The 26,989-nt window shown below is 62.1% G+C and carries 22 protein-coding genes; 9 read left to right on the forward strand and 13 right to left on the reverse strand.

The genetic code is table 11. From position 1 onward, the window contains the following. Positions 1–5 precede the first annotated feature (5 nt). Both F2982_RS21530 and F2982_RS21535 read right to left on the reverse strand, forming a co-directional pair. Positions 6–1,238 (reverse strand): NAD(P)/FAD-dependent oxidoreductase, encoded by a 1,233-nt coding sequence (locus F2982_RS21530; RefSeq protein WP_203430828.1) that lies wholly within the window; start codon positions 1,236–1,238, stop codon positions 6–8. A gap of 90 nt (positions 1,239–1,328) precedes the next feature. Then, positions 1,329–2,267: a LysR family transcriptional regulator gene (locus F2982_RS21535; RefSeq protein ID WP_203430829.1), complete on the reverse strand. Its 939-nt coding sequence runs from the start codon at positions 2,265–2,267 to the stop codon at positions 1,329–1,331. Between the two features lie 251 nt (positions 2,268–2,518). Between F2982_RS21535 and F2982_RS21540 the strand changes: the two genes are divergently transcribed. The 7 genes from F2982_RS21540 (at position 2,519) to mmsB (ending at position 9,786) form a co-directional block, all read left to right on the forward strand. Then, on the forward strand, positions 2,519–3,730 hold the full coding sequence (locus F2982_RS21540; RefSeq protein WP_203430830.1) for an ABC transporter substrate-binding protein: 1,212 nt from the start codon (positions 2,519–2,521) through the stop codon (positions 3,728–3,730). Positions 3,731–3,733: 3 nt separating this feature from the next. Then, a complete protein-coding gene (locus F2982_RS21545; protein ID WP_112720571.1) occupies positions 3,734–4,516 on the forward strand; it encodes an ABC transporter ATP-binding protein in 783 nt (260 codons plus the stop codon). Beyond that, positions 4,516–5,217, forward strand: coding sequence for an ABC transporter ATP-binding protein (locus F2982_RS21550; protein WP_203430831.1), 702 nt, complete (start codon positions 4,516–4,518; stop codon positions 5,215–5,217). Before F2982_RS21545 ends, F2982_RS21550 begins: the two co-directional genes overlap by 1 nt. A 187-nt stretch (positions 5,218–5,404) precedes the next feature. Further along, positions 5,405–6,292, forward strand: a complete 888-nt coding sequence (locus F2982_RS21555; RefSeq protein ID WP_112720568.1) for a branched-chain amino acid ABC transporter permease — start codon at positions 5,405–5,407, stop codon at positions 6,290–6,292. A gap of 1 nt (position 6,293) precedes the next feature. Then, the gene (locus F2982_RS21560; protein ID WP_203430832.1) at positions 6,294–7,283 is read left to right on the forward strand and encodes a branched-chain amino acid ABC transporter permease; all 990 of its coding nucleotides are present in this window, start codon (positions 6,294–6,296) and stop codon (positions 7,281–7,283) included. A gap of 16 nt (positions 7,284–7,299) precedes the next feature. Continuing rightward, a complete protein-coding gene (locus tag F2982_RS21565; RefSeq protein WP_203431146.1) occupies positions 7,300–8,895 on the forward strand; it encodes a GMC family oxidoreductase N-terminal domain-containing protein in 1,596 nt (531 codons plus the stop codon). 9 nt (positions 8,896–8,904) lie between these two features. Then, positions 8,905–9,786, forward strand: coding sequence for a 3-hydroxyisobutyrate dehydrogenase (gene mmsB / locus F2982_RS21570; protein WP_203430833.1), 882 nt, complete (start codon positions 8,905–8,907; stop codon positions 9,784–9,786). Here mmsB and F2982_RS21575 read toward each other — a convergent pair whose 3' ends face one another. The 8 genes from F2982_RS21575 to F2982_RS21610 all read right to left on the reverse strand — a co-directional run bounded on the left by F2982_RS21575 (position 9,787) and on the right by F2982_RS21610 (position 17,779). Continuing rightward, the gene (locus F2982_RS21575; RefSeq protein ID WP_203430834.1) at positions 9,787–10,545 is read right to left on the reverse strand and encodes a fumarylacetoacetate hydrolase family protein; all 759 of its coding nucleotides are present in this window, start codon (positions 10,543–10,545) and stop codon (positions 9,787–9,789) included. Positions 10,546–10,624: 79 nt separating this feature from the next. Beyond that, positions 10,625–11,992 (reverse strand): FGGY-family carbohydrate kinase, encoded by a 1,368-nt coding sequence (locus tag F2982_RS21580; RefSeq protein ID WP_203430835.1) that lies wholly within the window; start codon positions 11,990–11,992, stop codon positions 10,625–10,627. Further along, positions 11,989–12,309 carry an L-rhamnose mutarotase gene (rhaM, locus tag F2982_RS21585; protein WP_203430836.1) on the reverse strand — a complete coding sequence of 107 codons (321 nt, stop codon included), beginning with the start codon at positions 12,307–12,309 and terminating at the stop codon, positions 11,989–11,991. The genes F2982_RS21580 and rhaM overlap by 4 nt, the downstream gene beginning before the upstream one ends. Further along, complete coding sequence (locus F2982_RS21590) at positions 12,306–13,319, reverse strand: ABC transporter permease (protein ID WP_199628087.1); 1,014 nt, start codon at positions 13,317–13,319, stop codon at positions 12,306–12,308. The genes rhaM and F2982_RS21590 overlap by 4 nt, the downstream gene beginning before the upstream one ends. Next, positions 13,316–14,305, reverse strand: coding sequence for an ABC transporter permease (locus tag F2982_RS21595; protein ID WP_199628086.1), 990 nt, complete (start codon positions 14,303–14,305; stop codon positions 13,316–13,318). Before F2982_RS21595 ends, F2982_RS21590 begins: the two co-directional genes overlap by 4 nt. Positions 14,306–14,314: 9 nt before the next feature. After that, on the reverse strand, positions 14,315–15,850 hold the full coding sequence (locus F2982_RS21600; RefSeq protein WP_112720575.1) for a sugar ABC transporter ATP-binding protein: 1,536 nt from the start codon (positions 15,848–15,850) through the stop codon (positions 14,315–14,317). 69 nt (positions 15,851–15,919) lie between these two features. Further along, on the reverse strand, positions 15,920–16,915 hold the full coding sequence (gene rhaS, locus F2982_RS21605; RefSeq protein ID WP_112720560.1) for a rhamnose ABC transporter substrate-binding protein: 996 nt from the start codon (positions 16,913–16,915) through the stop codon (positions 15,920–15,922). Positions 16,916–16,966: 51 nt separating this feature from the next. Continuing rightward, positions 16,967–17,779: a DeoR/GlpR family DNA-binding transcription regulator gene (locus F2982_RS21610; protein WP_112720559.1), complete on the reverse strand. Its 813-nt coding sequence runs from the start codon at positions 17,777–17,779 to the stop codon at positions 16,967–16,969. 194 nt (positions 17,780–17,973) lie between these two features. Between F2982_RS21610 and F2982_RS21615 the strand changes: the two genes are divergently transcribed. Both F2982_RS21615 and rhaI read left to right on the forward strand, forming a co-directional pair. Continuing rightward, a complete protein-coding gene (locus tag F2982_RS21615) occupies positions 17,974–20,070 on the forward strand; it encodes a bifunctional rhamnulose-1-phosphate aldolase/short-chain dehydrogenase (protein ID WP_203430837.1) in 2,097 nt (698 codons plus the stop codon). Positions 20,071–20,265: 195 nt separating this feature from the next. Then, positions 20,266–21,558 carry an L-rhamnose catabolism isomerase gene (gene rhaI / locus F2982_RS21620; RefSeq protein ID WP_203430838.1) on the forward strand — a complete coding sequence of 431 codons (1,293 nt, stop codon included), beginning with the start codon at positions 20,266–20,268 and terminating at the stop codon, positions 21,556–21,558. 212 nt (positions 21,559–21,770) lie between these two features. On the opposite strand, the gene F2982_RS21625 is transcribed toward rhaI, so the two are convergent. From F2982_RS21625 to F2982_RS21635, 3 genes are read right to left on the reverse strand one after another with little or no spacing between them, the layout of a single operon-like run. After that, positions 21,771–23,516, reverse strand: a complete 1,746-nt coding sequence (locus tag F2982_RS21625) for a poly(glycerol-phosphate) alpha-glucosyltransferase (RefSeq protein ID WP_203430839.1) — start codon at positions 23,514–23,516, stop codon at positions 21,771–21,773. Between the two features lie 3 nt (positions 23,517–23,519). After that, the gene (locus F2982_RS21630) at positions 23,520–24,716 is read right to left on the reverse strand and encodes an HlyD family type I secretion periplasmic adaptor subunit (RefSeq protein ID WP_203430840.1); all 1,197 of its coding nucleotides are present in this window, start codon (positions 24,714–24,716) and stop codon (positions 23,520–23,522) included. Continuing rightward, positions 24,713–26,986: a type I secretion system permease/ATPase gene (locus F2982_RS21635; protein WP_203430841.1), complete on the reverse strand. Its 2,274-nt coding sequence runs from the start codon at positions 26,984–26,986 to the stop codon at positions 24,713–24,715. The genes F2982_RS21630 and F2982_RS21635 overlap by 4 nt, the downstream gene beginning before the upstream one ends. Positions 26,987–26,989: the final 3 nt, after the last annotated feature.

Consider the following 26,989-nt stretch of genomic DNA (forward strand, 5'->3'; position numbering starts at 1 on the left):
CGGCTCTACCGGCCGAGTGCCTGCAGCGCCTCTTCGGCGGCGCGAAGCCCGCTTTGATAGGCGCCGTGGGCCGTCGAAAAATCCGTCTGGTGCGTTGCTTCGCCGGCAAAAAATACCCTGCCGTCATAGGGCTTTGCCAGCTCGAGGCGGGCATCGGCCTGGCCGGGCAGGGCGTGGCTATAGCCGCCGCGGATCGAGGGCGTATTCGCCCATTCCGAAGCTGCGAGCGGGCGCAGCTCGTTGCGGATACCGGAGCCGAAGATCGCAGCCAGTTCATCCATCGCATGCGGGAAGGCACCGTCCGGATCGGTTGCGACGGCGCGTGCTCCGGCTCCGCCGAGAAAGACCTCGATGACGGGTTTGCCGAAGGGGCGGATATAATAGGTGCCCGTCTTCGGATCGCGCGGATTGCCGAGGACATGGCTCTCGGCTTCGAAGCTGTTGCCGCCGGTTATTTCGAAATAGAGCTTCTCGTTATTGCCGAGCGGCAGTTTTCCTGCTGCCTCGCGCCACGGATCGAGCGGCGAAGGCATCCGAATAAAGCCGTCCGCAAGCACATTGGTGGATACTGCGACGATGACCGCCTTCGGCCTCACGGCGCCCTGCGCTGTCTGCAGCGTGACACGGCTTCCATCGAGCGCAATCGACTGTACCGGTGTGCCGACATGCAGCTCCACCGACGCCGGCATGGTCGAGGCGACAAGCGCGCCGTAGCCGGTCTCGACCCGCCAGTTATACTCCGTCGAGGCCTCGTCATAGGCGGCATAGTCTTTAGTGGAAATCCGCTCCAGCTCGTCGCCGCTGATATAGCCGCTCAGCGCCTGCAGATAGGCGAGCCAGGGTTCGCCGGGCTCCACCGCGTCGATGGCGCAATCGCTTGGCGGCGGCGCATCGGCGACACGCTCGCTCCAGCGGGCAAAAGCGGCGCGGGCAGCCTCACGCTCGGCCTGCGGAAAGCCGAAGTCGCGATCCTGCCGGTGCCAGGCGCTCGGCTTGCGATCGACTGAAATCCCGGCTTCCTCGGCAATCCGCGTCCAGGGATTGCGGTCGCCGGAATGCAGCCAGCCGCAGCCGAGATCGAGCGCTGCAACAGGCGTCTGCAACGTCCAGGCACGGCCGCCGATGCGGGGCAGGGCTTCGAAGACGGAAACCGAGAGGCCGCTTGCCACAAGCCTTCTTGCTGCGCCGACGCCCGCGGCGCCCGCTCCGATGATGGCAATATCCGGTTCTGAATTCATGGGGCAAATAGACTCGAACGATGTCGCATCATGCGCCTTCTGTCAGGCAGCAGGCAAGCCGCCTGACGGCCTCGCCGGTACGCCAAACTATCAGCCGCTCTTGCGCCCGGCCTGCACGGCAAAGGGCGGAATGAATCGGGCATCCGGCCAGATGACGGCTTCGCGCAGGAAATCGATGACGGCGCGCACGCGCGGCGCCTGCTTCAGGTCCTGATGGCAGGTGATCCAGTAGCTGCGGGTCAGATCCACCTCCTCGGGCAGCACGCGCTCAAGCTCCGGATAGCGGCTGGCGAAGAAATAGGGCAGCACGCACAGCCCCAGCCCGTTACGCGTCGCCGTCAGCTGCGCGAAAATGCTGGAGCTCTGAAATTGCGGCCGGATGCGTGGATGGACATCGCCAAGATAATCCAGGCCCGGGGCAAAGATCATCTCCTCGATATAGCTGATGAACGGATGCGACAGCAGATCCTCGCGGCTGAAGACCGGGGCGCTGGCGGCGAGATAATCCCGCGATCCATAGACCTGCAGATGATAGTCGGTCAGCTTCTCGGCATAGTAGGGGCCGCCCTTCGGTTCATCGAGCACGACGCTGATATCTGCCTCCTTGCGCGACAGCGACATGATCTGCTGGATCGTGACAAGCTCGAGCGACAGATGCGGATGCCGCTCCGCAAACTGCGGCAGCACGGTCGCAAAAAAGAAATTGGCGAAGCCCTCCGGCGCGCTGAGGCGCACGACACCGCGCTGCGCCATCGCGCCAGTGGCGAGGTCGGCGCGCAGCCGCTCCGTCTCCTGCTCCATCTTTTCGGCGGTCTCGACGAACCGGTTGCCCATCGCCGTCAGCACATAGCCGCGCGGATTGCGCTCGAAGAGCTTCACCTTCAGCGCAAATTCCAGCCGGTCGATCCGCCGCGACACCGTCGCGTGACTGGTCCGCAACTGCCGCGCCGCCGTCGACAGCTGCCCGGTTCTGGCCACCGCTAGAAAAAACTGCAGGTCGTCCCAAGTAAACTGCGAGGAATTGGTCATTGGGCTCCGTGTCGGTCTTAGCCTTTGGTCTAATGCCGGTTGCTGCGGCGTGCCGCCGCGAGGCCGGATTCAGTGCTTTTGGTACGGTTCTGTGCAAAAATGAACAGATACTGTTTGGAATTATTTGTAAACGCTTGGTTGCCTCATCGGAAAAATTCCGTGATCGTGGGCGTTGAGTGGCTGTCTTGAGGAGGACGGCTCGTCAAATTTGAACAGACTCGCAATCTGCCAATCTCTGGGAGGAGAGACATATGCGAAAGAGCTTCATTGCATCCGTTGCATTTCTTCTGGCAAGCAGCACGGCCGTCTTCGCGCAGAGCGCGACGGTTTCCGACGGCAAGGTCAAGATCGGCATCCTGAACGATCAGTCCGGCGTCTATGCGGACTTCGGCGGCAAATCGTCGGTCGAGGCCGCCAAGATGGCGGTCGAGGATTTCGGCGGCAAGGTTCTCGACATGCCGATCGAGATCGTCGATGCCGACCACCAGAACAAGCCCGACGTCGCATCGAACATTGCCCGCCAGTGGTACGACACCGAGCAGGTGGATGCGATCATGGAGCTGACGACATCCTCGGTGGCGCTCGCCGTGCAGGCCGTCGCCAAGGAAAAGAAGAAGATCGATATCGTCACCGGTGCTGCGACCACCGACCTCACCGGCAAGGCCTGCAGCCCCTACGGTTTTCATTGGGCCTATGACACGCATGCTCTCGCAGTCGGCACCGGCGGTGCGCTCGTCAAGCAGGGCGGCGACAGCTGGTTCTTCCTGACGGCCGACTATGCCTTCGGCTATTCGCTGGAGCAGCAGACCGGCGATTTCGTCAAGGCGAATGGCGGCACGATCGTCGGTTCGGTGCGCCACCCGCTTTCGAGCCAGGATTTCTCGTCCTTCCTGCTGCAGGCGCAGTCTTCGGGCGCCAAGGTCATCGGCCTTGCCAATGCCGGCCTCGATACCGCAAACGCCATCAAACAGGCGGCCGAGTTCGGCATCGTCCAGGGCGGCCAGCGCCTTGCGGCTCTGCTCTTCACCCTCGCCGAAGTCCACGGCCTTGGCCTCGAAGCAGCGCAGGGCCTGACGCTGACCGAAGGCTATTACTGGAACCTCGACGACAAGAGCCGCGAATTCGGCAAGAAGTTCTTCGACCGCACCGGCAAGATGCCGAACATGATCCATACCGGCACCTATTCGGCCGTGCTGCAATATCTGAAGGCCGTGCAGAAGGCCGGCACCGACGAGACGGAAGCGGTCGCCAAGCAGCTGCATGAAATGCCCGTTGACGACGTCTTCGGCCGCGGCGGCACAGTCGGCGCCAACGGCCGCATGATCCACGACATGTATCTCCTGCAGGTCAAGAAGCCTGACGAGAGCAAGGAGCCGTGGGACTACTTCAACGTGCTCGCCACCATTCCCGGCAAGGAAGCCTATATCGATCCCGCCAAGAGCGGCTGTGATCTGGTGAAGTGATCCATGGCGGTTTCCGCACCAGTGACTGACACGAAGCCGCGGGTGGTTCTTTCCGCCCGCGGCCTGAGACGGGATTTCGGCGGCTTCACTGCGGTGAAGAATGTCGATCTCGATATCCATGATGCCAGCGTCCATGCGCTGATCGGCCCGAACGGGGCGGGCAAGACGACCGTCTTCAACCTGCTCACCAAGTTCCTGCAGCCGACGGCGGGTACGATCACGCTGATGGGCACCGATATCACCAAGACGCCGCCCGACCGGGTGGCGCGCATGGGGCTCGTGCGGTCCTTCCAGATTTCAGCGGTCTTTCCGCATCTTTCCGTGCTCGACAATGTGCGGGTCGCGCTGCAGCGGCCGAACAATCTGTCGACGCAGTTCTGGCGGCCGCTCTCGGCCCTCGATCAGCTGACCGGACGGGCCGAGCAGCTCTTGGCGAGCGTCGGCCTCTCCAAGGAGCGCGATGCGATCGCCGCCGATCTTTCCTATGGCCGCAAGCGCGTGCTGGAGATCGCCACGACGCTGGCGCTCGATCCCAAGGTGCTGCTGCTCGACGAGCCGATGGCCGGCATGGGGCAGGAGGATGTCAGCGTCGTTTCCGCCATCATCCGCGACGTCGCCCGCGATCGCGCCGTGCTGATGGTCGAGCACAATCTCTCCGTGGTCGCCAATATCTGCCAGCACGTCACCGTGCTGCAGCGGGGCGAGATCCTGGCCGAGGGCGATTACGCAACGGTCAGCCAGGATCCGCGTGTGCGCCAGGCCTATATGGGCTCGGAGGAGGGCTGATGGCGGCACTGCTCGAAATTCAGGGGCTGAACGCCTGGTATGGCGAAAGCCACATCCTTCATGGCATCGACATGACCGTCGGCGAGGGCGAGACGATCACCATCCTCGGCCGCAACGGCGTCGGCAAGACGACGACGCTGCGGACGATCACCGGCATCGTGCGCGCCCGAAAGGGAAAGATCAGCTTCGCCGGGACCGACATGATGCAGGTGCCGCTGCACAAGACGGCGCATAAGGGGATCGGCTTCGTTCCCGAGGAACGCGGCATCTTCTCGACACTGACGGTCTCGGAAAATCTGCTGCTGCCGCCCGTCGTTGCCGAAGGCGGGATGACTGTTGACGAGATCTACGAGCTCTTCCCGAACCTCTACGAGCGGCGGGCAAGCTCCGGCACCAAGCTTTCCGGCGGCGAACAGCAGATGCTGGCGATCGCCCGCGTGCTGCGCACCGGCGTGAAGATGCTGCTGCTCGATGAGCCGACGGAAGGATTGGCGCCCGTCATCGTCCAGCGCATCGGCGAGGTGCTGAAGACGCTGAAGCAACGCGGCATGACGATCCTGCTCGTCGAGCAGAACTTCCGCTTCGCCAGCCGCATCGCCGACCGCTTCTATCTGATGGATCATGGGCAGGTGGTCTCCGAATTCCCGGTCGGCGAACTGCCGCAGCGGATGGATACACTGCACAAGGTTTTGGGGGTTTAGGTTATGGTTGCGTTCCTGATCAAGACCCCTCCCCAACCCCTCCCCATCAGGGGGAGGGGCTTACTTTGCCTCACCGCTGAGATTAGATTGAGTCGAGCGTGTGCCACACGTCTTCTCCCCCTTGTGGGGGAGATGGCCGGCAGGCCAGAGAGGGCATTTCATCCCGCAGGAATGAGGAGATCGCCCCATGACCATGATCTTCGGCATCCCCCTACAGGCATTTCTCGGCCAGCTGCTGATCGGCCTGATCAACGGCTCCTTCTACGCTCTCCTGAGCCTCGGCCTCGCCATCATTTTCGGCCTGTTGCGCGTCATCAACTTTGCCCATGGCGCGCAATATATGCTCGGCGCCTTCGTCGCCTATCTCATGCTTGCCTATGGCGGTATCGGCTATTGGCCGGCGCTGATCCTGGCGCCTGTCGTCGTCGGTTTGTTCGGCGCCGTCATCGAGCGGTTGTTCCTGCGGCGGCTCTATGATCTCGATCCGCTCTATGGCCTGCTCTTCACCTTCGGCATGGCGCTGGCGATCGAGGGGACGTTTCGCTATCTCTACGGCTCCTCCGGCCAGCCCTATGCGACGCCCGCAGCACTCGCCGGCGGCACCAATCTCGGCTTCATGTTCCTGCCGATCTATCGCGGCTGGGTGGTCATCGTCTCGCTGGTGATCTGCATCGGCACTTGGCTGCTGATCGAGAAGACCAAGCTCGGCGCCTATCTGCGTGCCGCCACCGAAAACACGACGCTGGTGCAGGTCTTCGGCGTCAACGTTCCGCTGCTGCTGACGCTGACCTACGCGCTCGGCGCCGGTCTTGCGGCCTTCGCGGGCGTCTTGGCGGCGCCGATCTATCAGGTCTCGCCGCTGATGGGATCGAACATCATCATCGTCGTCTTTGCCGTCGTGGTCGTCGGCGGCATGGGCTCGATCATGGGGGCGATCGTCACGGGCTACGTGCTCGGCATTGCCGAGGGCCTCACCAAGGTGTTCTATCCTGAGGCGTCGAACATCGTGATCTTCGTGATCATGGCGATCGTGCTTCTCATCCGGCCTGCGGGCCTCTTTGGCCGGGATGCGTGACATGACTGACATCACCGAAACCATCCGCACGGAAAAGAGCCGGACCGCACTATCGGTTCAGGCCGGGTTCCTAGTCATCGGCCTGCTGCTTCTGCTACTCGCGCCGTTCTTCTTCTATCCGATCTTCCTGATGAAGCTCCTGTGCTTCGCGCTCTTTGCCTGTGCCTTCAACCTGCTGCTCGGCTATACCGGGCTGCTCTCCTTCGGCCACGCGACCTTCTTCGGCGGCGCGGCCTATTTCACCGCCTATACGGTGAAGGAATGGGGCCTGCCGCCGGAGCTCGGCATTCTCGTCGGCGTCGCGGGCGCGGCGTTCCTCGGGCTGATCATGGGCTATATCGCGATCCGCCGGCAGGGCATCTATTTCGCAATGATCACGCTGGCGCTTTCGCAGATGTTCTTCTTCTTCTGCCTGCAGGCGGAGTTCACCGAGGGCGAGGACGGCATCCAGTCCGTGCCGCGCGGCCATCTTCTCGGCTTCATCGACCTGAACGACTCCACGAACATGTATTTCTTCGTCCTCGCCGTCTTCATCATCGGTCTCCTCATCATCTGGCGCTTCATCAACTCGCCCTTCGGCATGATCCTGAAATCGATCCGCGAAAACGAGCAGCGAGCGGTATCGCTCGGCTATTCCGTCGCTCGCTACAAGCTCGGCGCCTTCGTCATGTCGGCGGCGCTTGCCGGGCTTGCGGGGGCGGTCAAATCGCTGGTCTTCCAGTTCGCGACGCTGACCGATGTCGCTTGGCAGATGTCGGGCGAAGTGATCCTGATGACGCTGCTCGGCGGCATCGGCACGCTGATCGGGCCGATCTTCGGGGCCGGGCTCGTGGTGACGCTGCAGAACTATCTCGCGACCTCGGAATTTCCTGTGACGATCATCACCGGCGTCGTCTTCATGGTCTGCGTGCTGATTTTTCGGCGTGGTATCATCGGCGAGTTCTACGCGTCGCGGATCGGCCGCAGGCTGGGCTTTGTCTATCGCCGCTGAGCGGCCGGTGCTGAAGATGGATCGCTACGACTATATCATCATCGGCGCCGGCAGCGCGGGCTGCGTGCTGGCCAACCGGCTGTCTGAGGACCGCAACAATCGCGTCCTGCTGTTGGAGGCCGGTGGCAACGACAACTACCACTGGATCCACATTCCGGTCGGCTATCTCTACTGCATCAACAACCCGCGCACCGACTGGTGCTTCACGACGGCGCCCGAGGACGGGCTGAATGGCCGGGCGCTCAACTATCCGCGCGGTAAGGTGCTCGGCGGCTGCTCGTCGATCAACGGCATGATCTATATGCGCGGCCAGGCCCGCGACTACGATCTTTGGCGGCAGATGGGATGCCCGGGCTGGAGCTGGGACGACGTGCTGCCCTTCTTCCGCAAGTCGGAGGATCACTATCGCGGCAAGGACGAGATGCACGGCGCCGGCGGCGAATGGCGGGTCGAGAAGGCGCGGGTCAAATGGGCGGTTCTCGATGCCTTCCAGCAGGCCGCGAAGGAAGCAGGCATTCCCGTCACCGAGGATTTCAATCGCGGAACGAACGAAGGCTCCGGCTATTTCGACGTCAACCAGCGCTCCGGCATCCGCTGGAATGCCACCAAGGCTTTTCTCCGCCCGGCGATGAAGCGCGGCAATCTCAAGGTCATGACCAAAGCGCAGGTGCGCCGGCTGCTGATCGAAGAGGGCGTGGTCACCGGCGTAGAGTTCCAGCATGGCGGCACGGCCAGGCAGGCCTATGCCTCGAAGGAAACGATCCTTTCGGCCGGATCGATCGGTACGCCACATATACTGGAACTGTCGGGCATCGGCCGGGGCGACGTGTTGCAGAATGCAGGCATCGACGTTGTCAGCGAAGTGAGGGGCGTCGGCGAGAACCTGCAGGATCACCTGCAGCTGCGGCTGGCCTACAAGGTAACCGGCGTTCCGACGCTGAACGAGAAGGCGACGAAGCTGATCGGCAAGGCGGCGATCGGGCTCGAATATTTGGTGCGCCGCTCCGGCCCGATGGCGATGGCACCGAGCCAGCTCGGCATCTTCACCCGCTCGGGACCGGACAAGGAGACGCCCGATCTGCAATATCATGTGCAGCCGGTCTCGCTCGACAAGTTCGGCGATCCCGTCCACGCCTTCCCGGCGATCACGGCGAGCGTCTGCAATCTGCGGCCCGAGAGCCGCGGTTCGGTGCACCTGTCGAGCCCGGATTTCGCCATGCAGCCGACGATCGCGCCAAAATACCTCTCGACGGAACGCGATCGCGACATAGCTGTCAGATCGATAAAGCTGACGCGGCGGATCGTGGCACAGCCTTCTTTCGCTCGCTTCCACCCGGAAGAGTTCAAGCCCGGCCCGTCCTACCGGAGCGATGAGGAACTGGCGCAGGCGGCGGGCGATATCGGCACGACGATCTTCCACCCCGTCGGCACCTGCCGGATGGGTGGCGATCGCGAGAGCGTCGTCGATCCGCGACTGAAGATGCGGGCGCTCGGGCGGCTCCGGATCGCCGATGCCTCGATCATGCCGTCGATCACCTCGGGAAACACCAATTCGCCTGTGATCATGATCGCCGAAAAGGCGGCGGCCATGATCCTCGAAGACAACAGATAGGAGACACCAATGGCACGGATCGCGTTCATCGGCCTCGGTAATATGGGCGGCCCGATGGCTGCCAATCTCGTCAAGGCCGGCCATCAGGTGACCGGCTTCGACCTCGCGGCAACGGTGCTGAAGGCGGCGGAAGAGAGCGGCGTGAAGCCTGCCAGCCATGCCAGCCAGGCCGTCAAGGATGCCGAGATCATCGTCACCATGCTGCCGCAGGGCAAGCATGTGCTGACCGCCTGGGCCGATATCCTGCAATCGGCGGCACAGGGTTCGCTGGTCATCGACTGCTCGACCATCGATGTCGAGAGTTCGCGCAAGGCGCATGATCTTGCGAAGGCAGCCGGCTGCCTGTCGCTCGATGCGCCGGTCTCCGGCGGCACCGGCGGAGCGACGGCGGGGACGCTGACGTTTATGGCAGGCGGATCAGATGAGAGCTTCGCCAAGGCAAAACCGATCCTTGAGGCGATGGGCAAAAAGATCGTCCATTGCGGCGAGGCGGGAGCCGGGCAGGCCGCCAAGATCTGCAACAACATGATCCTCGGCATTTCGATGATCGGCGTCTGCGAGGCCTTCGTGCTTGCCGAAAAGCTCGGTCTCTCGCATCAGGCGCTGTTCGATGTCGCATCGACGTCATCGGGCCAGTGCTGGTCGATCAATACCTATTGCCCGGTTCCGGGGCCGGTGCCGACATCGCCCGCCAACAACGAGTACAAGCCGGGCTTTGCCGCCGCTCTGATGCTCAAGGACCTGCGGCTGTCGCAGGAGGCAGCGCTCTCGAGCGGGGCATCGACACCGCTCGGCGCCGAGGCAGCGCAGCTTTATGCCTTGTTTGAAAAGCTCGGCAATGGCGGAAAGGACTTTTCCGCCATCATCGAGATGTTCCGCAACAGGGACTGATTACTGCGTCAGCGACAGGTGCATCCTGGCATCGCCGAGTGTCGTGTCGAGCTCGCCGCCCGAGGCAAGCTCGATCGCGCCGCAGAGCGAACCGGTGGTGATGACTGCGCCGGAACGCAGCGAGCTGTCCGGCCGGAACGTATCGTTGGCATAATCGACCAGCCAGGTGAGCACATCGACCTTCACATGCTGGGCCGTCGCATCATAGATCGGCTGGCCGTTCAGCGTCACCTTCAGCGGCGTGCCGGTGCAGGTATCGAGGATCGATCGCGGCAGCACCGGACCGAGCACGTAGCCGAGATTGGCAAGGCGGTCTGCGAGGAAGAGCAGCGGAGAAATCTTGTTGCCCTCGGCGACCGCCGTCCACGACAGCTCGACACCGAGATAGGCATCGGCAACGGCATCGGCGATCTCGGCGCGGGTGTATTTGCCGCCGCTGCGGATCGGCAGATCCTTGCCGAGGCGCACCGCGATCTCCGCTTCGTACTTCATGCCCGCGACCCAGGGGAGCTTCGCGCCCGATACGGCTTCGACATAGGGATGCAGCGGCGCCGTTACCGGCTGATTGTCCGCCGGCATCGCGACCTTCCAGGCATTGCTGCGAATGCCTTCCTCGGCCGAAAGAAAATTCTGCGCATCCATGGCCTGGCGATGGTCGCCGGGCAGCGGGAACTCCGCGGTGGAGGCCTGCTTGCCGGCGTTGCGAAGGCTGCGAAGCTTGGCCGCAAGGGCGCGCGGATCAAAGGCTGAATCTGTCATGGTATTTCCTCCACCTGATGTGTGCGCGCAAACTAAACGCCTGAGATAGATGGGGTAAAGCGCGCCCTTGGAAAGACTGTTATTCCGTCAGCGCATACCAGGCGGTGCGATAAACCGCGAGCCCGGCGATATCGGACGGCGCGAAACGCGTTTCCTTGGTCGGCGCCGGCTTGACGCCCGTCAGCAGCGAAGCGCCCTGACTGGTGCCGGTCGAGCCGGGAAGTGCGATGACTACGCGCTGCGTCAATGCTGCCACGAGCTTGAGATAAAGACCGTTCGTCGAGAACGGTCCCTCGACGATCACGGGCCCTTTTGCGCCGATCAGATCGAGGCAGGCTTGGCTCATCAGCGCGAGATAGAGACACGCGGCCGCGTTGCGCTCGGCAGGGCTCGCCGCATCGGCATTGATCCATTGCCTTTCGCGACCAGGGAAGGGACCGGAACCTGGCGCGACATTGGGAAGCAGCATGATCTTGCCGGAGACGACGGATGGCAGGGCAGCGATCGCGTCTTCCTCGGAAACCTTGCCGATCTCGGCCGAAAGTATCTCGAACTCACGCCCGCCCATGAAGCGGGAGGAGGGGACGGCGCGGCCATACGCATCGACATTGGCCAGCGCATCGCGCTTTGCATCGAGATGTTCCAGATCACCACCGACGCCGAAATTGACCACCCAGGTGCCGGTCGAGACGACGGCGAAGGGCGCTTCGCGGGCGACCAGATGCGGCAGCAGCGAGGCGTTGGAATCGTGGATGCCGCAATAGACCGGGACGGAGATACCGATCTCCTCGGCAATCTCCGGCAGCAGCAGGCCGAGCGCATCGAAGGCCGAGCGGATCGGCGCCATCAGATCGCGAATGCCGAGTGTATCGACAAGCGTCGAATATTGCCCGGTCTTCGGGTTCCACAGATCGGTATGGCAGCCGAGCGACGTCGCCTCGTTGGCGGCAACGCCGGTCAGCCGCGCTGCCCAATATTGCGGGTAGGTGACGATGGCGGCGACCTTTGCGAACTCCTCCGGAAAGGCCGTCTTCTGATAATGCAACTGCGCGCCGATATTCAGGCCCATCGTCTGGCGCGGCGAATAGGTCTCGGCGAAGGGCGGGCGGAGCGCGGTATAGGCGTCGCGGATTGCGGCGGGATATTCGTGTTCGTAGTCGAGCACCGGCATGGCCAGATTGCCACCGGCATCGAGAAGGGCCGCCGATGCACCATGGGTGGTGATCGAGATTGCCTCGAAACCCGGCTCCCTGGCGAAGCGCCGGAAGGCATCGAGCATGAAGGACCAGAGCGCTTCGACATCGTAATGCGGATAGACCCCGTCCTTCAGAACGGTATTCGCCATCTTGGCGGAGGCGATCTCGGCGCCGGTTTCGGCGTCGAGGACGACGACCTTGGCGTTGGTCTTGCCGATATCGAGAACGGCGATGCGGCGGTAGCTGCTCATGGCATATGGAAGACGGTGACGAGATCGCTTTGGACGGGCGAATTGTCGGGGTTACTAGCCATGATGTCGGCCATATGCGCCCACCACTTCTTCATCACCGGATGCTCCGGCAGGCTCGCCATCGTGTGATCGGCCGGGCGCGTCAGCACGCCGAACAGCGTGTTGGTCTCGCGGTCGAGATGGATCGAGTAATCGCTCGCGCCGGATTTATGCAGGAGATCAACCAGTTCCGGCCAAATCTCGTCATGCCGCTTGATGTATTCGGCTTCCATGCCCGGATTGAGCTTCATCTTGAAGGCGTGTTTCTGCATGGTCATTTGGAGCTCATCAGCTTGATGCGGCGGGCGATGATCGGGATGGCGATGGTGATGATCAGGAGCAGGCCGATGAAGATCGACATGACGATGCCGGGAACATTGAGCAAGCCAAGGCCGAAGGTCACCAGACCCATGACGAAGGCGGCGATAACGACGCCGCCGATCGTGCCGGAGCCGCCGAGGATCGATACGCCGCCGAGCACCACCATGGTCACCACTTCGAGCTCCCATCCCTGGGCGATCGAGGGGCGCGTCGAGCCGAGGCGCGAGGTCAGGCAGACGGCTGCGATGCCGCTCATCACGCCTGTCAGCACGAAAAGGATGAACTTGATGCGCTCGACCGGGATGCCGGAGAAGCGGGCGGCGAACTCGTTATTGCCGATCGTGTAGATCTGGCGGCCGAAATTCGTGGCATGCAGCAGGATCGCGAAGGCAATCGCCAGCACGATGAACAGCACGAATTCGAACGAAAACACCCAGAAGACATAGCCCTGGCCGAAATAGGCGAAATCGGCCGGATACTTGCCGTAGGCCTGGTCGCCGAGCACGATATAGGAAATGCCGCGGAACAGGCTCATCGTGCCGATGGTCACGACGATCGACGGCAGTTTCATTACCGAAACGAGGAAGCCGTTGAAGATGCCGCAGAGGAGGCCGGTTCCGATGCCGATCAGCACGATGACGGGCGTTCCGAAGCCTGCCTGAACGGCTGCGCCCATCGCCGTCGAGGCAAGCGCGATGATGGCGGCGACGGAGAGGTCGATTTCACCGGCGATGACGAGCAGCGCCATGGCAAAGGCGATCATCGCCTTTTCGGTGAAGTTGAAGGTCGCATCCGAGAGGTTCCAGGCATCGAGGAAATAGGGTGACGCCACGGAATTGAAGATGAAGATCAGCACGGCGACGCCGAAGAGCAGGACTTCCCAGCTCGACATGATGCGGCGCAATGGCGTGCCCAGACGATCGGGAATGACGCGCTTTTCAGGCGCTGCTGACGAAACGGTGCTCATGCTGCCACCTCTGCTGCTGCCTTGTCCCGCAGGATGATGCGACCGCGATTGCGTTCGCGGCGGGCGTTGAAGACGACGGCGAGGATGATGACCGTCCCCGAGATCGCCATCTGCGTGAAGGGCGAGATGCCGATAACGGGAAGGGCGTTCTTGATGACGCCGAGGAACAGCGCGCCGAGCACCGTGCCGATGACCGAGCCGACGCCACCAGCAATCGAGATGCCGCCGATGACGCAGGCCGCGACGCTGTCGAGCTCGAAACCGTTGGCGATATCGACATAGGCTACGGCATAGCGCGAGACCCAGAGATAGCTGGAAAGGCCCGCCAGCGCGCCCGAGAGCACGAAGGCGAGGAACTTCGTCCAGCCGGTATCGATCCCGGCATAGACGGCAGCCGTCGGATTGCCGCCGGTCGCATAGGCCGAGCGGCCGAACTGCGTGTATTTCAGGAGCATGTACATCAAGAGCACGATGATGATGCCGACCCAGCTCAAGACCGGCAGGCCGAGGATCGGCTCGCGCGGGACGGAGAGGAAAGTCGGCGTCATCTGATGGGCGTTCACCCAGGCGCCGCCGGAGAGGACGAAGGCCATGCCGCGATAGATCGTCAGCGTACCCAGCGTCACCACGATCGGCGGTATTTCGAGCGCCCAGACGAGGAAGCCGTTGATGGCGCCGAGTGCGGCGCCGATCGCGATCGCCGCGACGATCAGCACAATCAATGGGATGCCGGGATAGGCGGCGTTCAGCATGGCGATCGCCATGCCGGTAAAGGCAAGGTTGGCGGCGACCGAGAGGTCGATCGATTTCGTCAGGATGACGGTCATCTGCGCCAGCGCCAGGATGATCAGGATCGAAGTATCGTTGAAGATGCCGGCGAGGTTCGACGGCGTCGCGAAATCGGACGCGCGCGTCGAGAAGATGCCGATCATCACGACTATGATGACGAAAAGCAGGGTTTCGCGTTTTCTGATCAGTCTTGCCATGCTTTTACCTCACGCATTTCCGGTCGCCGCGCGCACCAGCACTTCCGGCGAGAGTTTGTCGCGGTCGTAGAGACCGGCCGAAAGGCCTTCCTTCATCACCAGCACACGATCGGACATGCCGATAATCTCCGGCAGTTCCGAAGAGATCATGATGATCGACAGGCCCTCGGCCGCAAGCTCGCTGATGAAGCCATGGACGGCGGCCTTGGAGCCGATATCGATGCCCTTGGTCGGCTCGTCGAGAATGATGACCTTCGGCATGGTGGCCAGCCACTTGCCGATGACGACCTTCTGCTGGTTGCCGCCCGAAAGCGTGCCGACGGGCACTGAGAGCGCGGCCGCGCGGAGATCCAGCCGCTCGGCATATTTGCGGGCGAGGGCGAATTCTTCCGCGGCCTTCAGGAAGCCCTTGCGCGAGGTTCGCGTCAGCGACGGCAGGGTCATGTTCTGATAGATCGGCATCGGCAGCGCCAGGCCATGGCGGCCGCGTTCTTCGGGCACATAGACGATACCGGCGCGGATCGCATCGAGCGGCGAATTGATCGACAGTTCCTTGCCTTCCAGTGTCAGGCGGCCGGAGAGCGGCTTGGTGATGCCGAACAGCGATTGGCTGAGCTCCGAGCGGCCGGCGCCGATCAGGCCGTAGACGCCGAGGATTTCGCCCTTGCGGAGCGTGAAGGAAATGTCGCGGAATTCTGTACGGTGACAGTATTTCTCGACGCTCATGACCGGAGCGCCGATCGCCACGTCGATCTTCGGGAAGGCGTTCTCGACGTCGCGGCCGACCATCATCTTGACGATCGTATCCTGCGGCGTCTCCTTGAGACGCCCGGCACCGACCGCCTTGCCGTCGCGGAAGACGGCGAAATTGTCAGCGATCTCGTAGAGCTCGTCGAATTTGTGGCTGATGAAGAGGATCGCCTTGCCCTTGGCCTTCAGGCCCTGGACGATACGGAAGAGATCGTCGATTTCCTTGCGCGAAAGGGCGGCCGTCGGCTCGTCCATGATGACGATCCGGGCCTCGATCGACAGCGCACGGGCGATCGCCACCAGATGGCGCTGCGCGATCGAGAGGTCCTTGAGGCGGATCGTCGGATCGATATTGCTTTCCAGCGAGATCAGCAGCTCCTTCGAGCGCTCGTTCATCGCCTTCCAGTCGATGGTGCGGAAGCGGGTTTTCGGCGCATGGCCGAGAAAGATGTTTTCGGCAACCGTCAGCTCGTCGAAGAGCACGGTTTCCTGGTGGATGGCGGTGACGCCTGCGTCGATCGCGGCCTGCGCGCTCGTAAAGCTGACAGTCTGCCCATCGACGATAATCTCGCCTTCGTTCGGGCGATAGATGCCGGTGAGGATCTTGACGAGCGTCGACTTGCCGGCGCCGTTTTCGCCGATCAGCGCCGTGACCTTGCCCGGATAGAGCGCAATACTGACATTATCGAGCGCCTTCACGCCCGGGAATATCTGCGAAATGCCGCGCATTTCGAGAATGGCGGGCGCGTCATCGGGCCTTGTGGCCTGGACTGGTTCTTGAAGGGCAGTCGTCATCAGCAAAACCATGAAGAAAGAGAAGCCCGGCGGCATGGAGCCGCCGGGTGTCCGGATGTTTTCGTAGGATCAGAAGACCTTGGAGAACTGGTCGATGTTCGAAGCGTTGTAGACGAACGGATCGGACATGGCGGCTTCGCCCTTGTCGTCGATCTTGATCTTGCCCATGCGGCCGGCTTCGATTTCCGTGCCCGGCTTGCCATCGGCATCACCCTTCACGAGGTGATAGGCGATCTGCGTTGCGGAGTAGCCGAGATCGATCGGGTTCCAGATCGCGAATTCCTTGGTCGCGCCAGACTTGATCGCGCCGGCCATTTCGGACGGCAGGCCGAGACCCGTCACGTAGACCTTGCCGACGAGGCCCTTGTCTTCGACAACCTTGGAAGCGGCGAGAACGCCGACCGTCGTCGGAGCGACGATGACCTTGACGTTCGGGTTGGACTTCAGGAGACCTTCAGCTTCGCGGTAGGACTTGTCCGAGAGGTCGTCGCCGTACACGGTGGTGACGAGGTTCAGACCGGCGAAGTCCTTCAGCTGCTTCTTCATCTGGTCGATCCAGATGTTCTGGTTCGTCGAGGTCGTCGTTGCCGACAGGATGGCGAAATCGCCCTTGCCGCCTTCGAGGTGATCCTTGACGAGCGTCAGGCACATCTTGCCGATCAACTCGTTGGACGACGGGTTCAGCTGGAGGATACGGCCTTCAGGTGCAACGCCGGAGTCCCAGGAGATGACCTTGATGCCGCGCTGCGCGGCCTTCTTGAGGGCCGGAACGACAGCGTCCGGATCGTTTGCCGAGATGGCGATCGCATCGACGCCCTGGGCGATCAGCGAGTTGATGACTTCGATCTGGCCTTCTGCCGTCGTCGAGGTCGGGCCGGTGTAAATCACTTCCACGCCGCCGAGTTCCTTGGCTGCTTCCTGCGCGCCCTTGTTGGCGGCGTCGAAGAAGCCGTTGCCCAGCGACTTCACGACGAGACCGATCTTGATGTCCTTGGCGCTGGCCGAGCCGGCCATCACGGCGACGGCAAATGCCACGCCGATTGCAAGTTTCTTTGCTAGTTTCATGCTTTCATCCTCCCACGTTGATTAAGTCTAACGACATCCGGCCGGCGCCCCTCAGGCGACCGACGAGGAATCCTCCCTTGCCGCCTGTGCGGCTGCGCTCGCGATCACGAGCTTGATACCTGCATCCTCGATCATGCGGACGGCCTCCTCCGGGATGCCATCGTCCGTGATGATCGTCGAAACGCGCTCGAGCGGGCACAGAATGAGGCTCGAGCGGCGGCGAAACTTGCTTGAGTCGACCATGACGACGAGCTCGTCGGCTTGATGCATCAGCTTCTGTTCGCTCTGAATGATCTGCGCATCGGCTTCCATGATGCCGTGCGGGCCGACGCCCTGGGCACCGAAGAAGAAGCGGCGTGCATAGAAATGACGGATCGCGTCATTGTCGAAAGGCGACAGGATCAGGCTCTGCTCGCGATAGATCACGCCGCCCGGAACCGTCACCGTATTCTTCGAGTGCTTTACCAGATGTTCGGCGATCGCGAAGGAATTGGTCATCACCTGCATCCGGTGGCCGGACATGAAGTGAACCATCTGGAATGTCGTCGTGCCGCCATTGATGATGATGGCGTCGCCGGGATCGCAGAGATCGACGGCTGCGCGGGCAATTGCGCGCTTCTTATCGATATTGACTGATTCTGACACCCGGAACGGACGGCCGGCAAGATTGCCCAGCTGCGGCGGGTGAACGGCCTCGGCGCCGCCGCGAACGCGACGGATCTTACCCTGCACGTGAAGGGCCGCAATGTCACGACGGATCGTGGCCTCGGAAGCCTCGGTCAGTTCAGCGATATCCTGAATCGTGACGACAGACTTTTCCTGTACCGCGCTCATGATGATGCGATGGCGTTCGCGTTCGTGCATTGGGTCCTCCGTGTCATATTTATTTCGTATCGGTTAAAAGCTGTCAATCAAAAACGATCACGAATTTTCATATTGCGCTGCACAATAATTGTTTTTGATCGTTTTCGATTGACAGCGCGCATTTTCATGAGCGATATCGGTCACGACAACAGCGTGGATTTCTCCGCGCAGAAGAACTCATATGGGAGGATGACATGGCGGCCAACGTCCGGCTTCTTGATAACCGTTGGGATGACAGCTACGCGGCGAAACTCGATGAGCCGGGCAAGCTGCTCTACCGCTCGAACCTCCTTGGCGCCGACAAGCGCATCACCAATTACGGCGGCGGCAATACCTCTGCAAAGGTGATGGAAACCGATCCGCTGAACGGCGAAAAGGTCAAGATTCTCTGGGTCAAGGGCTCCGGCGGCGACGTCGGCACCATCAAGCTCGATGGCTTCGCGACGCTTTATCAGGACAAGCTCGACTCGCTGAAGAGCATCTACAAGGGTGTCGAGGACGAAGACCGCATGGTCGGCTTCCTGCCGCATTGCACCTTCAACCTGAACTCCCGCGCCGCGTCGATCGATACGCCGCTGCACGGCTTCGTGCCGTTCACCCATGTCGACCACATGCATCCTGACGCGATCATCGCGATTGCCGCCTCCAAGAATTCCAGGGAATTGACGCAGCAGATCTTCGGCGCCGACATCGGCTGGCTGCCCTGGCGCCGCCCGGGCTTCCAGCTCGGCCTCGATCTCGAAGCCTTCGTCAAGGCCAACCCGAATGCCAAGGGCGTCGTTCTCGAAAGCCACGGCCTGTTCACCTGGGCGAACGATGCCAAGGCCTGCTACGAGCTGACGCTCGATATCATCAACAAGGCGATCGAGTGGTTCGCGCAGCAGACCGAAGGCAAGACGATCTTCGGCGGTGCAGCGACCGAGAGCCTGCCGGTTGCCGAGCGCCGCGCCATTGCCGCCCGACTGATGCCGGAAATCCGCGGCCGCATCGGCAAGCAGGAGCGCAAGCTCGGCCATTTCGACGATCAGGATGCCGTGCTCGAGTTCGTCAATTCGAAGAACCTGCGCCCGCTCGGCGCGCTCGGCACCAGCTGCCCCGACCATTTCCTGCGCACCAAGATCCGCCCGCTGATCGTCGACTTCGATCCGTCCAAGCCGGATGTCGATGCCATCATTTCCGGTCTCGATGCGGCGCTCGAAGCCTACCGCGCCGATTACGCCCGCTATTACAATGACTGCAAGCATGACAATTCGCCCGCCATGCGCGATGCGAACCCGGTCATCTTCCTGGTGCCCGGCGTCGGCATGCTCTCGTTTGCCCGCGACAAGGCGACGGCCCGCATCGCCAGCGAGTTCTACGTCAACGCCATCAACGTCATGCGCGGCGCTTCGACGGTTTCCGAATATCAGGGCCTGCCGGAGCAGGAAGCCTTCGATATCGAATATTGGCTGCTTGAAGAAGCCAAGCTGCAGCGCATGCCGAAGCCGAAGAGCCTGGCCGGCAAGGTTGCCTTCGTCACCGGCGGCGCCGGTGGCATCGGCCGTGCAACGGCCGCCCGCCTGATGGGCGAGGGTGCCTGTGTGGTGCTCGCCGATATCGATGCCGAAGCGCTCTCTGCCGCCGAAGCCGATTTCGCCAAGAAGTACAGCGCCGACGCGGTTCGCAGCGTCAAGCTCGATGTCACCCGGGAAGATGCGGTCATCTCGGCCTTCGCCGAATCCTGCGTCGAATTCGGCGGCATCGACATTCTCGTATCCAACGCCGGTATCGCATCCTCGGCGCCGATCGAAAGCACCGAGCTTTCGATGTGGAACAAGAACATCGACATCTTGGCGACCGGTTACTTCCTCGTTTCGCGCGAGGCCTTCCGCCTGTTCCGCAAGCAAAATCTCGGCGGCAACGTCGTCTTCGTCGCCTCGAAGAACGGCCTTGCCTCGTCGCCGAATGCCGCAGCCTATTGCACGGCAAAGGCTGCGGAAATCCATCTCGCACGCTGCCTGGCGCTCGAAGGCGCGGAAGCCGGCATTCGCGTCAACACGGTCAACCCGGATGCCGTTCTGCGCGGCTCGAAGATCTGGAATGGCGAGTGGCGCGAACAGCGCGCGGCCTCCTCGAAGATCGAGGTGGACGATCTCGAGGAACATTACCGCAAGCGTTCGATGCTGAAGCTCAACGTCTTCCCGGAAGACATCGCCGAAGCCATCTACTTCCTGGCGTCCGATCTCTCGGCCAAATCGACCGGCAACATCATCAACGTTGACGCCGGCAACGCGCAGAGCTTCCCGCGGTAAGGCGTGAGGTTCCCTTCTCCCCAGCGGGAGAAGATGCCCGTCAGGGCAGATGAGGGGGATGCCGAGCAACGCGAGGCGTGCCTTGAGCGAATTGCGAAAGGCCAGAAGTGACGGTGCGGGTAGCCCCCTCATCCGACCCTTCGGGCCACCTTCTCCCCGAGGGGAGAAGGGAGGAATCGAGATCGGGAGGAAATCATGACTGAACAGAAGATCGCGCGGGATGTAATCGCGCAGCAGAACGACAAGCGCGCGACCGCGCTCAAAGAAGACTACGACGCGCTCGGCGCCACGCTTTCGCGCCGCGGCATCGATATCGAAAACGTCACCCGCAAGGTGTCCGAATTCTTCGTCGCCGTTCCCTCCTGGGGCGTCGGCACGGGCGGCACGCGCTTTGCACGCTTCCCCGGAACCGGTGAGCCGCGCGGCATCTTCGACAAGCTCGACGATTGCTCAGTCATCAACGAGCTGACGCGGGCGACGCCGAATGTCTCGCTGCATATTCCGTGGGACAAGGCCGATGCCAAGGAGCTGCGCGCCAAGGGCGATGCGCTCGGCCTCGGTTTCGATGCCATGAACTCCAACACCTTCTCGGACGCGCCCGGCCAGAAGCATTCCTACAAGTACGGCTCGCTCAGCCACACCGACGCGGCAACCCGTGCTCAGGCCGTCGAGCACAATCTCGAATGCATCGAGATTGGCAAGTCGATCGGATCCAAGGCGCTGACCGTCTGGATCGGCGACGGCTCGAACTTCCCGGGCCAGAGCAACTTCACCAAGGCTTTCGAGCGCTATCTCGCTTCGATGGGCGACATCTACAAGGCGCTGCCCGACGACTGGAAGCTGTTCTCCGAGCACAAGATGTACGAGCCGGCCTTCTACTCGACCATAGTGCAGGATTGGGGCACCAACTACCTGATTGCCCAGACGCTCGGCCCCAAGGCGCAGTGCCTCGTCGACCTCGGCCACCACGCGCCGAACACCAATATCGAGATGATCGTCGCCCGGCTGATCCAGTTCGGCAAGCTCGGCGGCTTCCATTTCAACGACTCGAAATACGGCGACGACGATCTCGATGCCGGTTCGATCGAGCCCTACCGCCTGTTCCTCGTCTTCAACGAGCTCGTCGATGCCGAACAGCGCGGCGTCAACGACTTCAATCCGGCCCATATGATCGACCAGTCGCATAACGTCACCGACCCGATCGAGAGCTTGATCAACAGCGCCAACGAAATCCGACGCGCCTATGCGCAGGCTCTGCTCGTCGACCGCAAGGCGCTCGCCGGTTATCAGGATGAGAACGACGCGCTAATGGCAACCGAAACGCTAAAGCGCGCCTACCGCGCCGATGTCGAGCCGATCCTCGCCGAAGCCCGCCGCCGCGCCGGCGGCGCCATCGACCCGGTCGCAACCTACCGCGCCAGCGGCTACCGCAAGAAGGTCTCGGCCGAGCGCCCGGCTTCGGCTGCCGGTGGTGGCGGCATCATCTAAGAAAGACTGGCCTCCCAAGGCTCGGCCGCCGCAGATCGATGCGGCGGCCGGAAGATTTCTAGAGAATAAGCTCAACATATCCGTCTAAGCCATTGAATATATTTCAACAAAACTGACAAGCCTAAAGCGAATAATTTTAAACCACTCTATCAGAAACGATCGTTAAGAAGCTGTTTTTGAAAAGATTTACGCACCACCAATGGCGTACGCACTTACCCGACAGGCTGCGCCTGCGGGCAATCTTCGGGAGCGTCGCGATCTCCTGCCAGATTGCGCTGGCCGAGGCCGACGGTTGCCGCGGCTTCCAAGGCCTGCCGGCGATAGGCGATCAGTCCGGACAGGTAATGCTCGACATCGTCGATGCGCACCCGGAAGGCGTGATGGCGGATGAAGAATGAGCCTGCGATCCGTGCAGGGTTCTTCATGAACATTGCCAGTTCCGGCCAGAAGTGACCGTTCAGCAGATAGAGGGCCCGGCGTTCGAGGGCCGCGCCGAAACGACTCCGGTCGATATGTCCAAGCAGATGCGCGTGTTCTCGGTCACCCTCCAGCCGGGTCAGCACCTGCCGAGACGCCATCATCAGCTCCAGCAGAGTAGGGAAGGTGGTGACCCGGTTGGCGACGAAATCCAAGTGACCGGCGACATTGGCAATCGCGAAGCGGTAGTAGTCCTCCCGCGGGCAATGGCGGGTGAGTTCGTTGGCGGCATAAGCCAGCCAGTGATCGTGATGCCTCTCATAGCCGGCTGCGATGAAATGCGAGAAGGACCGCTGGACCGCTGCCAACAACGCCCCGTTTCCGGTGAGATCATAAAGGCGCATCAACGCGAAGGCAGCCTCGCCCTCGTAATAGATCGTCCGGAACGCATCCTTGGTGGCGACTGATGGGAAATCGAGAACGTGACGGAATGCGCCGCTCTCCGCGTCCTGCATAAAGGAGATGCCGGCTGCGAGCCGCGACATCAGCCCGTGATCAGCATCGCCGCCTTCCACCTCAGCCAGCTTGGCGAGCGCAAGGATCGCCAGCGCATTGCCACCAAGCTTGATCTCGGAATTCGCCTCGACCAGAAACGCGGCAGGGCGCCCATCCGGCAAATCCGTGCGGACGATGAAATCGTCTCTCATGCGGGTCAGAGAACGCTCGATCGCGTCGCGCAACGACTGGCTGCGCGTGACTTCGTAGGCCTCGATCATCGCGTAGGTCGCGCTGGCGTGTCTGAGCGTATTGTAGCTATCGATGCTCCGGTCGAAGCATGGATGCAGGCCGTAGACGAAACACCCGTCCGCACCGACCTGATCGGCGAGAAAATCGGATCCGGCCGCAATCAGCGAATTGAGCAACGGTATGCTCAGCGCATCGATGATCCGCCGGCCGGCATTGCGGCCCGTCGGATAGAGATCGTGCAAGGTATCGCCATCGAAGAACGCGCCCTTGCTGGTGAAGAGATGCACTCGCGTATCGTCCCCAAAGGCTGGCAGAGGAGTGATCGGGAAGCGGCTTTGAAAATAGGCGCGGAAGTTGCCCTCGTTGAATTCGGCCGTCGGGTTATGATTGCCGCCGTAGAGCATCGCATTGGCGTTCAGCTCCTGCTCAAGGAGGGCATGCTCGAAATTCTCATCGAAGCTGATGCCGAGCCGGAAATAGTTTCGCTTGGTGCCCGCGAGCATGCGGTGAAGCTCAGCGAAAGTCGTCGCCTCGACGGCCATCGGCCAATCGATGCGGAGCCAGAAGTTCTCACCCGTTTGCTGCTCCGCAAGCTCGCGTATCGCCGCGACCCCGGCCTGCCAAACGGCGTTGTACGTTGCGCCGCGCACCATCCGGACCGCCGCGCGCTCCTTGCCGGAGGAGAAGGAGATGAACAGCACGAAGGCAGGGTAGGGGTGTTGAAGCTCCTGGCAGCCTCGCCGCACCTGCTCGCGCAGCGCCGCGAGATCGGCGTCGGAGATGAACCCCATCATGCCTCAGCGCTCTCTCATCGCTTCACGCGCCTTGTTGAAGGGCTTGATCAGATAGTCGAGCACGCTCTTCTCGCCTGTATGGATGTCGACGGTTGCGATCATGCCCGGCGAAATCGGGAATTGCTTGCCGGCCGCGTTGCTCAGCGCATCCTTCTCGGTCTTCACGAAGACGCGGTAATAGTAGATTTCGGGATCCACCTCGTCCTGGATCGTATCCGGCGAGATCGTCACGACCTTGCCCTCCAGGCCGCCATAGATCGCGTAGTCATAGGCGGTGATTTTCACCGTCGCCCGCTGATCCGGGTGCACGAAGGCGATATCGCGCGGTGACATGCGCGCTTCGATCATCAACTGATCGCCGAGCGGTATGATATCCATCAGCTTGCCGTTCGGCGGCACGACGCCGCCGATTGTCGAGACCTCGATATTCTTGACGATGCCGCGCACCGGCGAGCGCAGCGTCAGGCGCGCTAGGCTGTCGGAACGGCCCTTGATCACCGAGCGCAGCGAGGCGACGTCGGCATTGGCCTTTGAAAGCTGCTCGCGGGCCTCGACGACATATTGCGTCGTCGCCTCGACCTTCTTGAGCTCGAGTTCAGCCTGCTCGCGTTTCAGCCGGATGATCTCGACGCTGCTTGCCGCTCCCATCTCGCTCAGGCCTTCGTTAACGCTGAGCTCCTGGCGGCTGAGCGCCAGGGACTCGTCCAGCCATTTCAGCGTCTGTTTCAGGTTTCCAAGCCGCGCATCGTAGAGCTTGGTTTCGGTGGCGATCAGATCGGGATCGCTTTTCAGCTCGTCGGGAAAGACAAGCGGGGTCTGATTGACCTCTGCCGTCAGCCGCGCCGAGCTTGCCAGCGCTGCACGATATTTGGCCGTCGATTCACCGACATCGGATTCGGTCAGCGTCGGGTCGAGCTGCGCCAGCAGCTGCCCGGCCTCGACGATCTGGTTCTCCTGAACCTTCAGCGTCGAGACGATACCGCCCTCCAGCGACTGGATGACCTGCTCGCGGCGGATCGGGACAACCTTGCCGTCGCCGGTCGAGACCTCGTCGAGAACAGCGAAACTCGCCCAGCCGATCGCCACGATGAGGAGCAGCAGGAAGAGCTTGACGACGCGCGTTGCCTTGGAGAGGCGGACGGCATCTTCGCCGCCGAAATGCCAGCTATCGTCGATGGCGCGGGAAAAAGAGGTGCTCATGGGCTGCTCCGCTCCTGAACAGGACGTTGCTCGAAGGCTCGCTCGAGGCGCTCGCGCTGGGCGATCGCCGTCTCCGGTGTCTGCGGCGCCGGTTCGCCTCTGAGAGCCCGCAACGCCTGCTCCTTCGGCGCGTCGAGCACGATCCGGCCCTGATCGAGCGCCACAACACGCTCGATCAGATCGAGAACCCGCATCCGGTGCGTGGCGATCACCACCGTCTTGCCGCGGCACCAGACGGAAAACCGCCGGATGAAAAGCCGCTCGGTCGCTTCGTCCATCGAGGCCGTCGGCTCGTCGAGCAGCACGACGGATGGATTACGGATCAGCAGCCGCGACAGGAGCAACGCCTGCTGCTGGCCGCCGGAAAGACCTCGCCCGCCTTCATCGATCAGGTGATCAAGGCCCTTCGGCATGATGCGGATGAAGTCGTCGGCGCCGGTCATCTGGAGGGCGTCAAGCAGCGCTTGTTGAGAGGCGCTCTGCGCACCGAGCAGGATGTTTTCGCGTATGGTGCCGTGAAACAGCCGCGAGTTCTGCGTCAGCAAACCGACTTCGCGGCGGAGATCGTTGGGATCGATCTGCTCCATGGCGAGATTGTCGATCAGCACCTCGCCGGAGGCAGGTTCGATCTGCCCTGACAAGGCCTGAAGCAGGGTCGATTTTCCCGCGCCATTCTTGCCGAGCAGGGCAATCGTCTCGCCGGCATCGATCTTCAGTTCCGCCACCGAAAGCGCCGGTTTGCCGACGGGCTGGCCGTAATAATAGAGCGTATTGCTGAGCTGGTACTGCCCGAGCAACGAGCCGACCGAGAGCCGCGTTTCCGCCGGCGGATGATCAACCGGCATCTTCATGATCGTATTGAGGCTGTGCAGACCGAGCTTGGCATGCTGAAACCGGCTCAAGACCTGCGTCAGCTGCGCCATCGGCGCCATCATCCGCGAACCGAGGATCGAGCAGGCGACCAGCGAGCCAGTGCTCATGTCGCCCTTCATGACGATCGGCGCGCCGCAGAAGACGATGACCGCAAAGACGCTGGTCTGGATGCTGTGGCCCCAGCCGGTGAGGATGCTGGTGATGTAGCGCAGCCGGACTTGGGCATCAGCGCTTGCCGTATTGAACGTATTCCACTTTTCCTGAAACACGCTTTCGGCCTGCAGCGCCTTGATATCCTCGATGCCCTGAACCGCCTCGACCAGCATCGCATTGCGCAGCGACGCCTCGCGCATCGCCTGGCCGGCGCATGCCCGCAGGCGGCGCTGGGCGAGCAATCCGGGAGCGATCATCAGCAGCAGCGCCACCGCGGGGATGACCGCAAGCCATCCGCCGATCAGCGCCATCAACGCCAGGAAGAGGAAGAAGAAGGGGAGATCGGCGATCGCCGCGACGGTCGTCGAGGTGAAGAGATCACGGACCTGCTCGAGATCGCGCAGCTGCGCGATGAAGGTTCCGGTCGCCTTCGGCCGGTTCTGGTTGCGCACCCGTAGCGCATGACCGAAGACCACGTCCGAAATCTTGATATCGGCGCGTTTTCCGAGCACGTCGATGATCAGCGTCCTGATCTTCCGCATGATGAAATCGAAGACCACGGCGAGCATGACGCCGATGAACAGCACGACCAGCGTGCTCATCGAATTGGCGGGCACGACGCGGTCATAGACCTGCATCGAGAAGATCACGCCGGTCACCGACAACGCGTTGGCGATCAGCGAGGCAAGCAGCACATAGCCGTAGGGGCGAAGATCATTGAGCGCCAGCTTGCGGAACCAGCCATGCGTATCGGGCGCGATATAGGCATCCACCCGTTCGTCGGTCCGTGTGCGGGCGTCTCGCGCGATCAGCAGATGGGCAATGCCATCCTGCAGATAGGATGTCTCGATCCATGTCCACTGGCCGTTATCCTCGGCAAAGGTGATCTTGGCCTCACCATCCCTGATCTCCGTGATCAGGCCAACCGCGCCGTCCTTCAATTCCAAAAGCAGCGGCAGGCGCCGGCCGGTGATGCCGCTGACCACCGGTTCAACCGGCTTCACATCCAGGCCGAAGCGGCGAGCGAGCTTCTCGATGCGGCGCAACGGCGACGCCGTCTCCTGCATGATCGGCAGGTAGCTGTTGGCAGACCGGGAATGCGTGATGCCGTAGTGCTGCGCGAGCCTGCCGACGATCTCGATCCAGCGCAGGCCACGCGGATCATCTGCTGTGTTCGATGCGACTGCGGCCGTGGCCCCGCTTCGCTGTTCGAATGCTGCGGGAGTGTCGTCTGCAAGAGCCATCGG

The organism is Rhizobium sp. BG4, assembly GCF_016864575.1.
Lineage (GTDB): Bacteria > Pseudomonadota > Alphaproteobacteria > Rhizobiales > Rhizobiaceae > Rhizobium.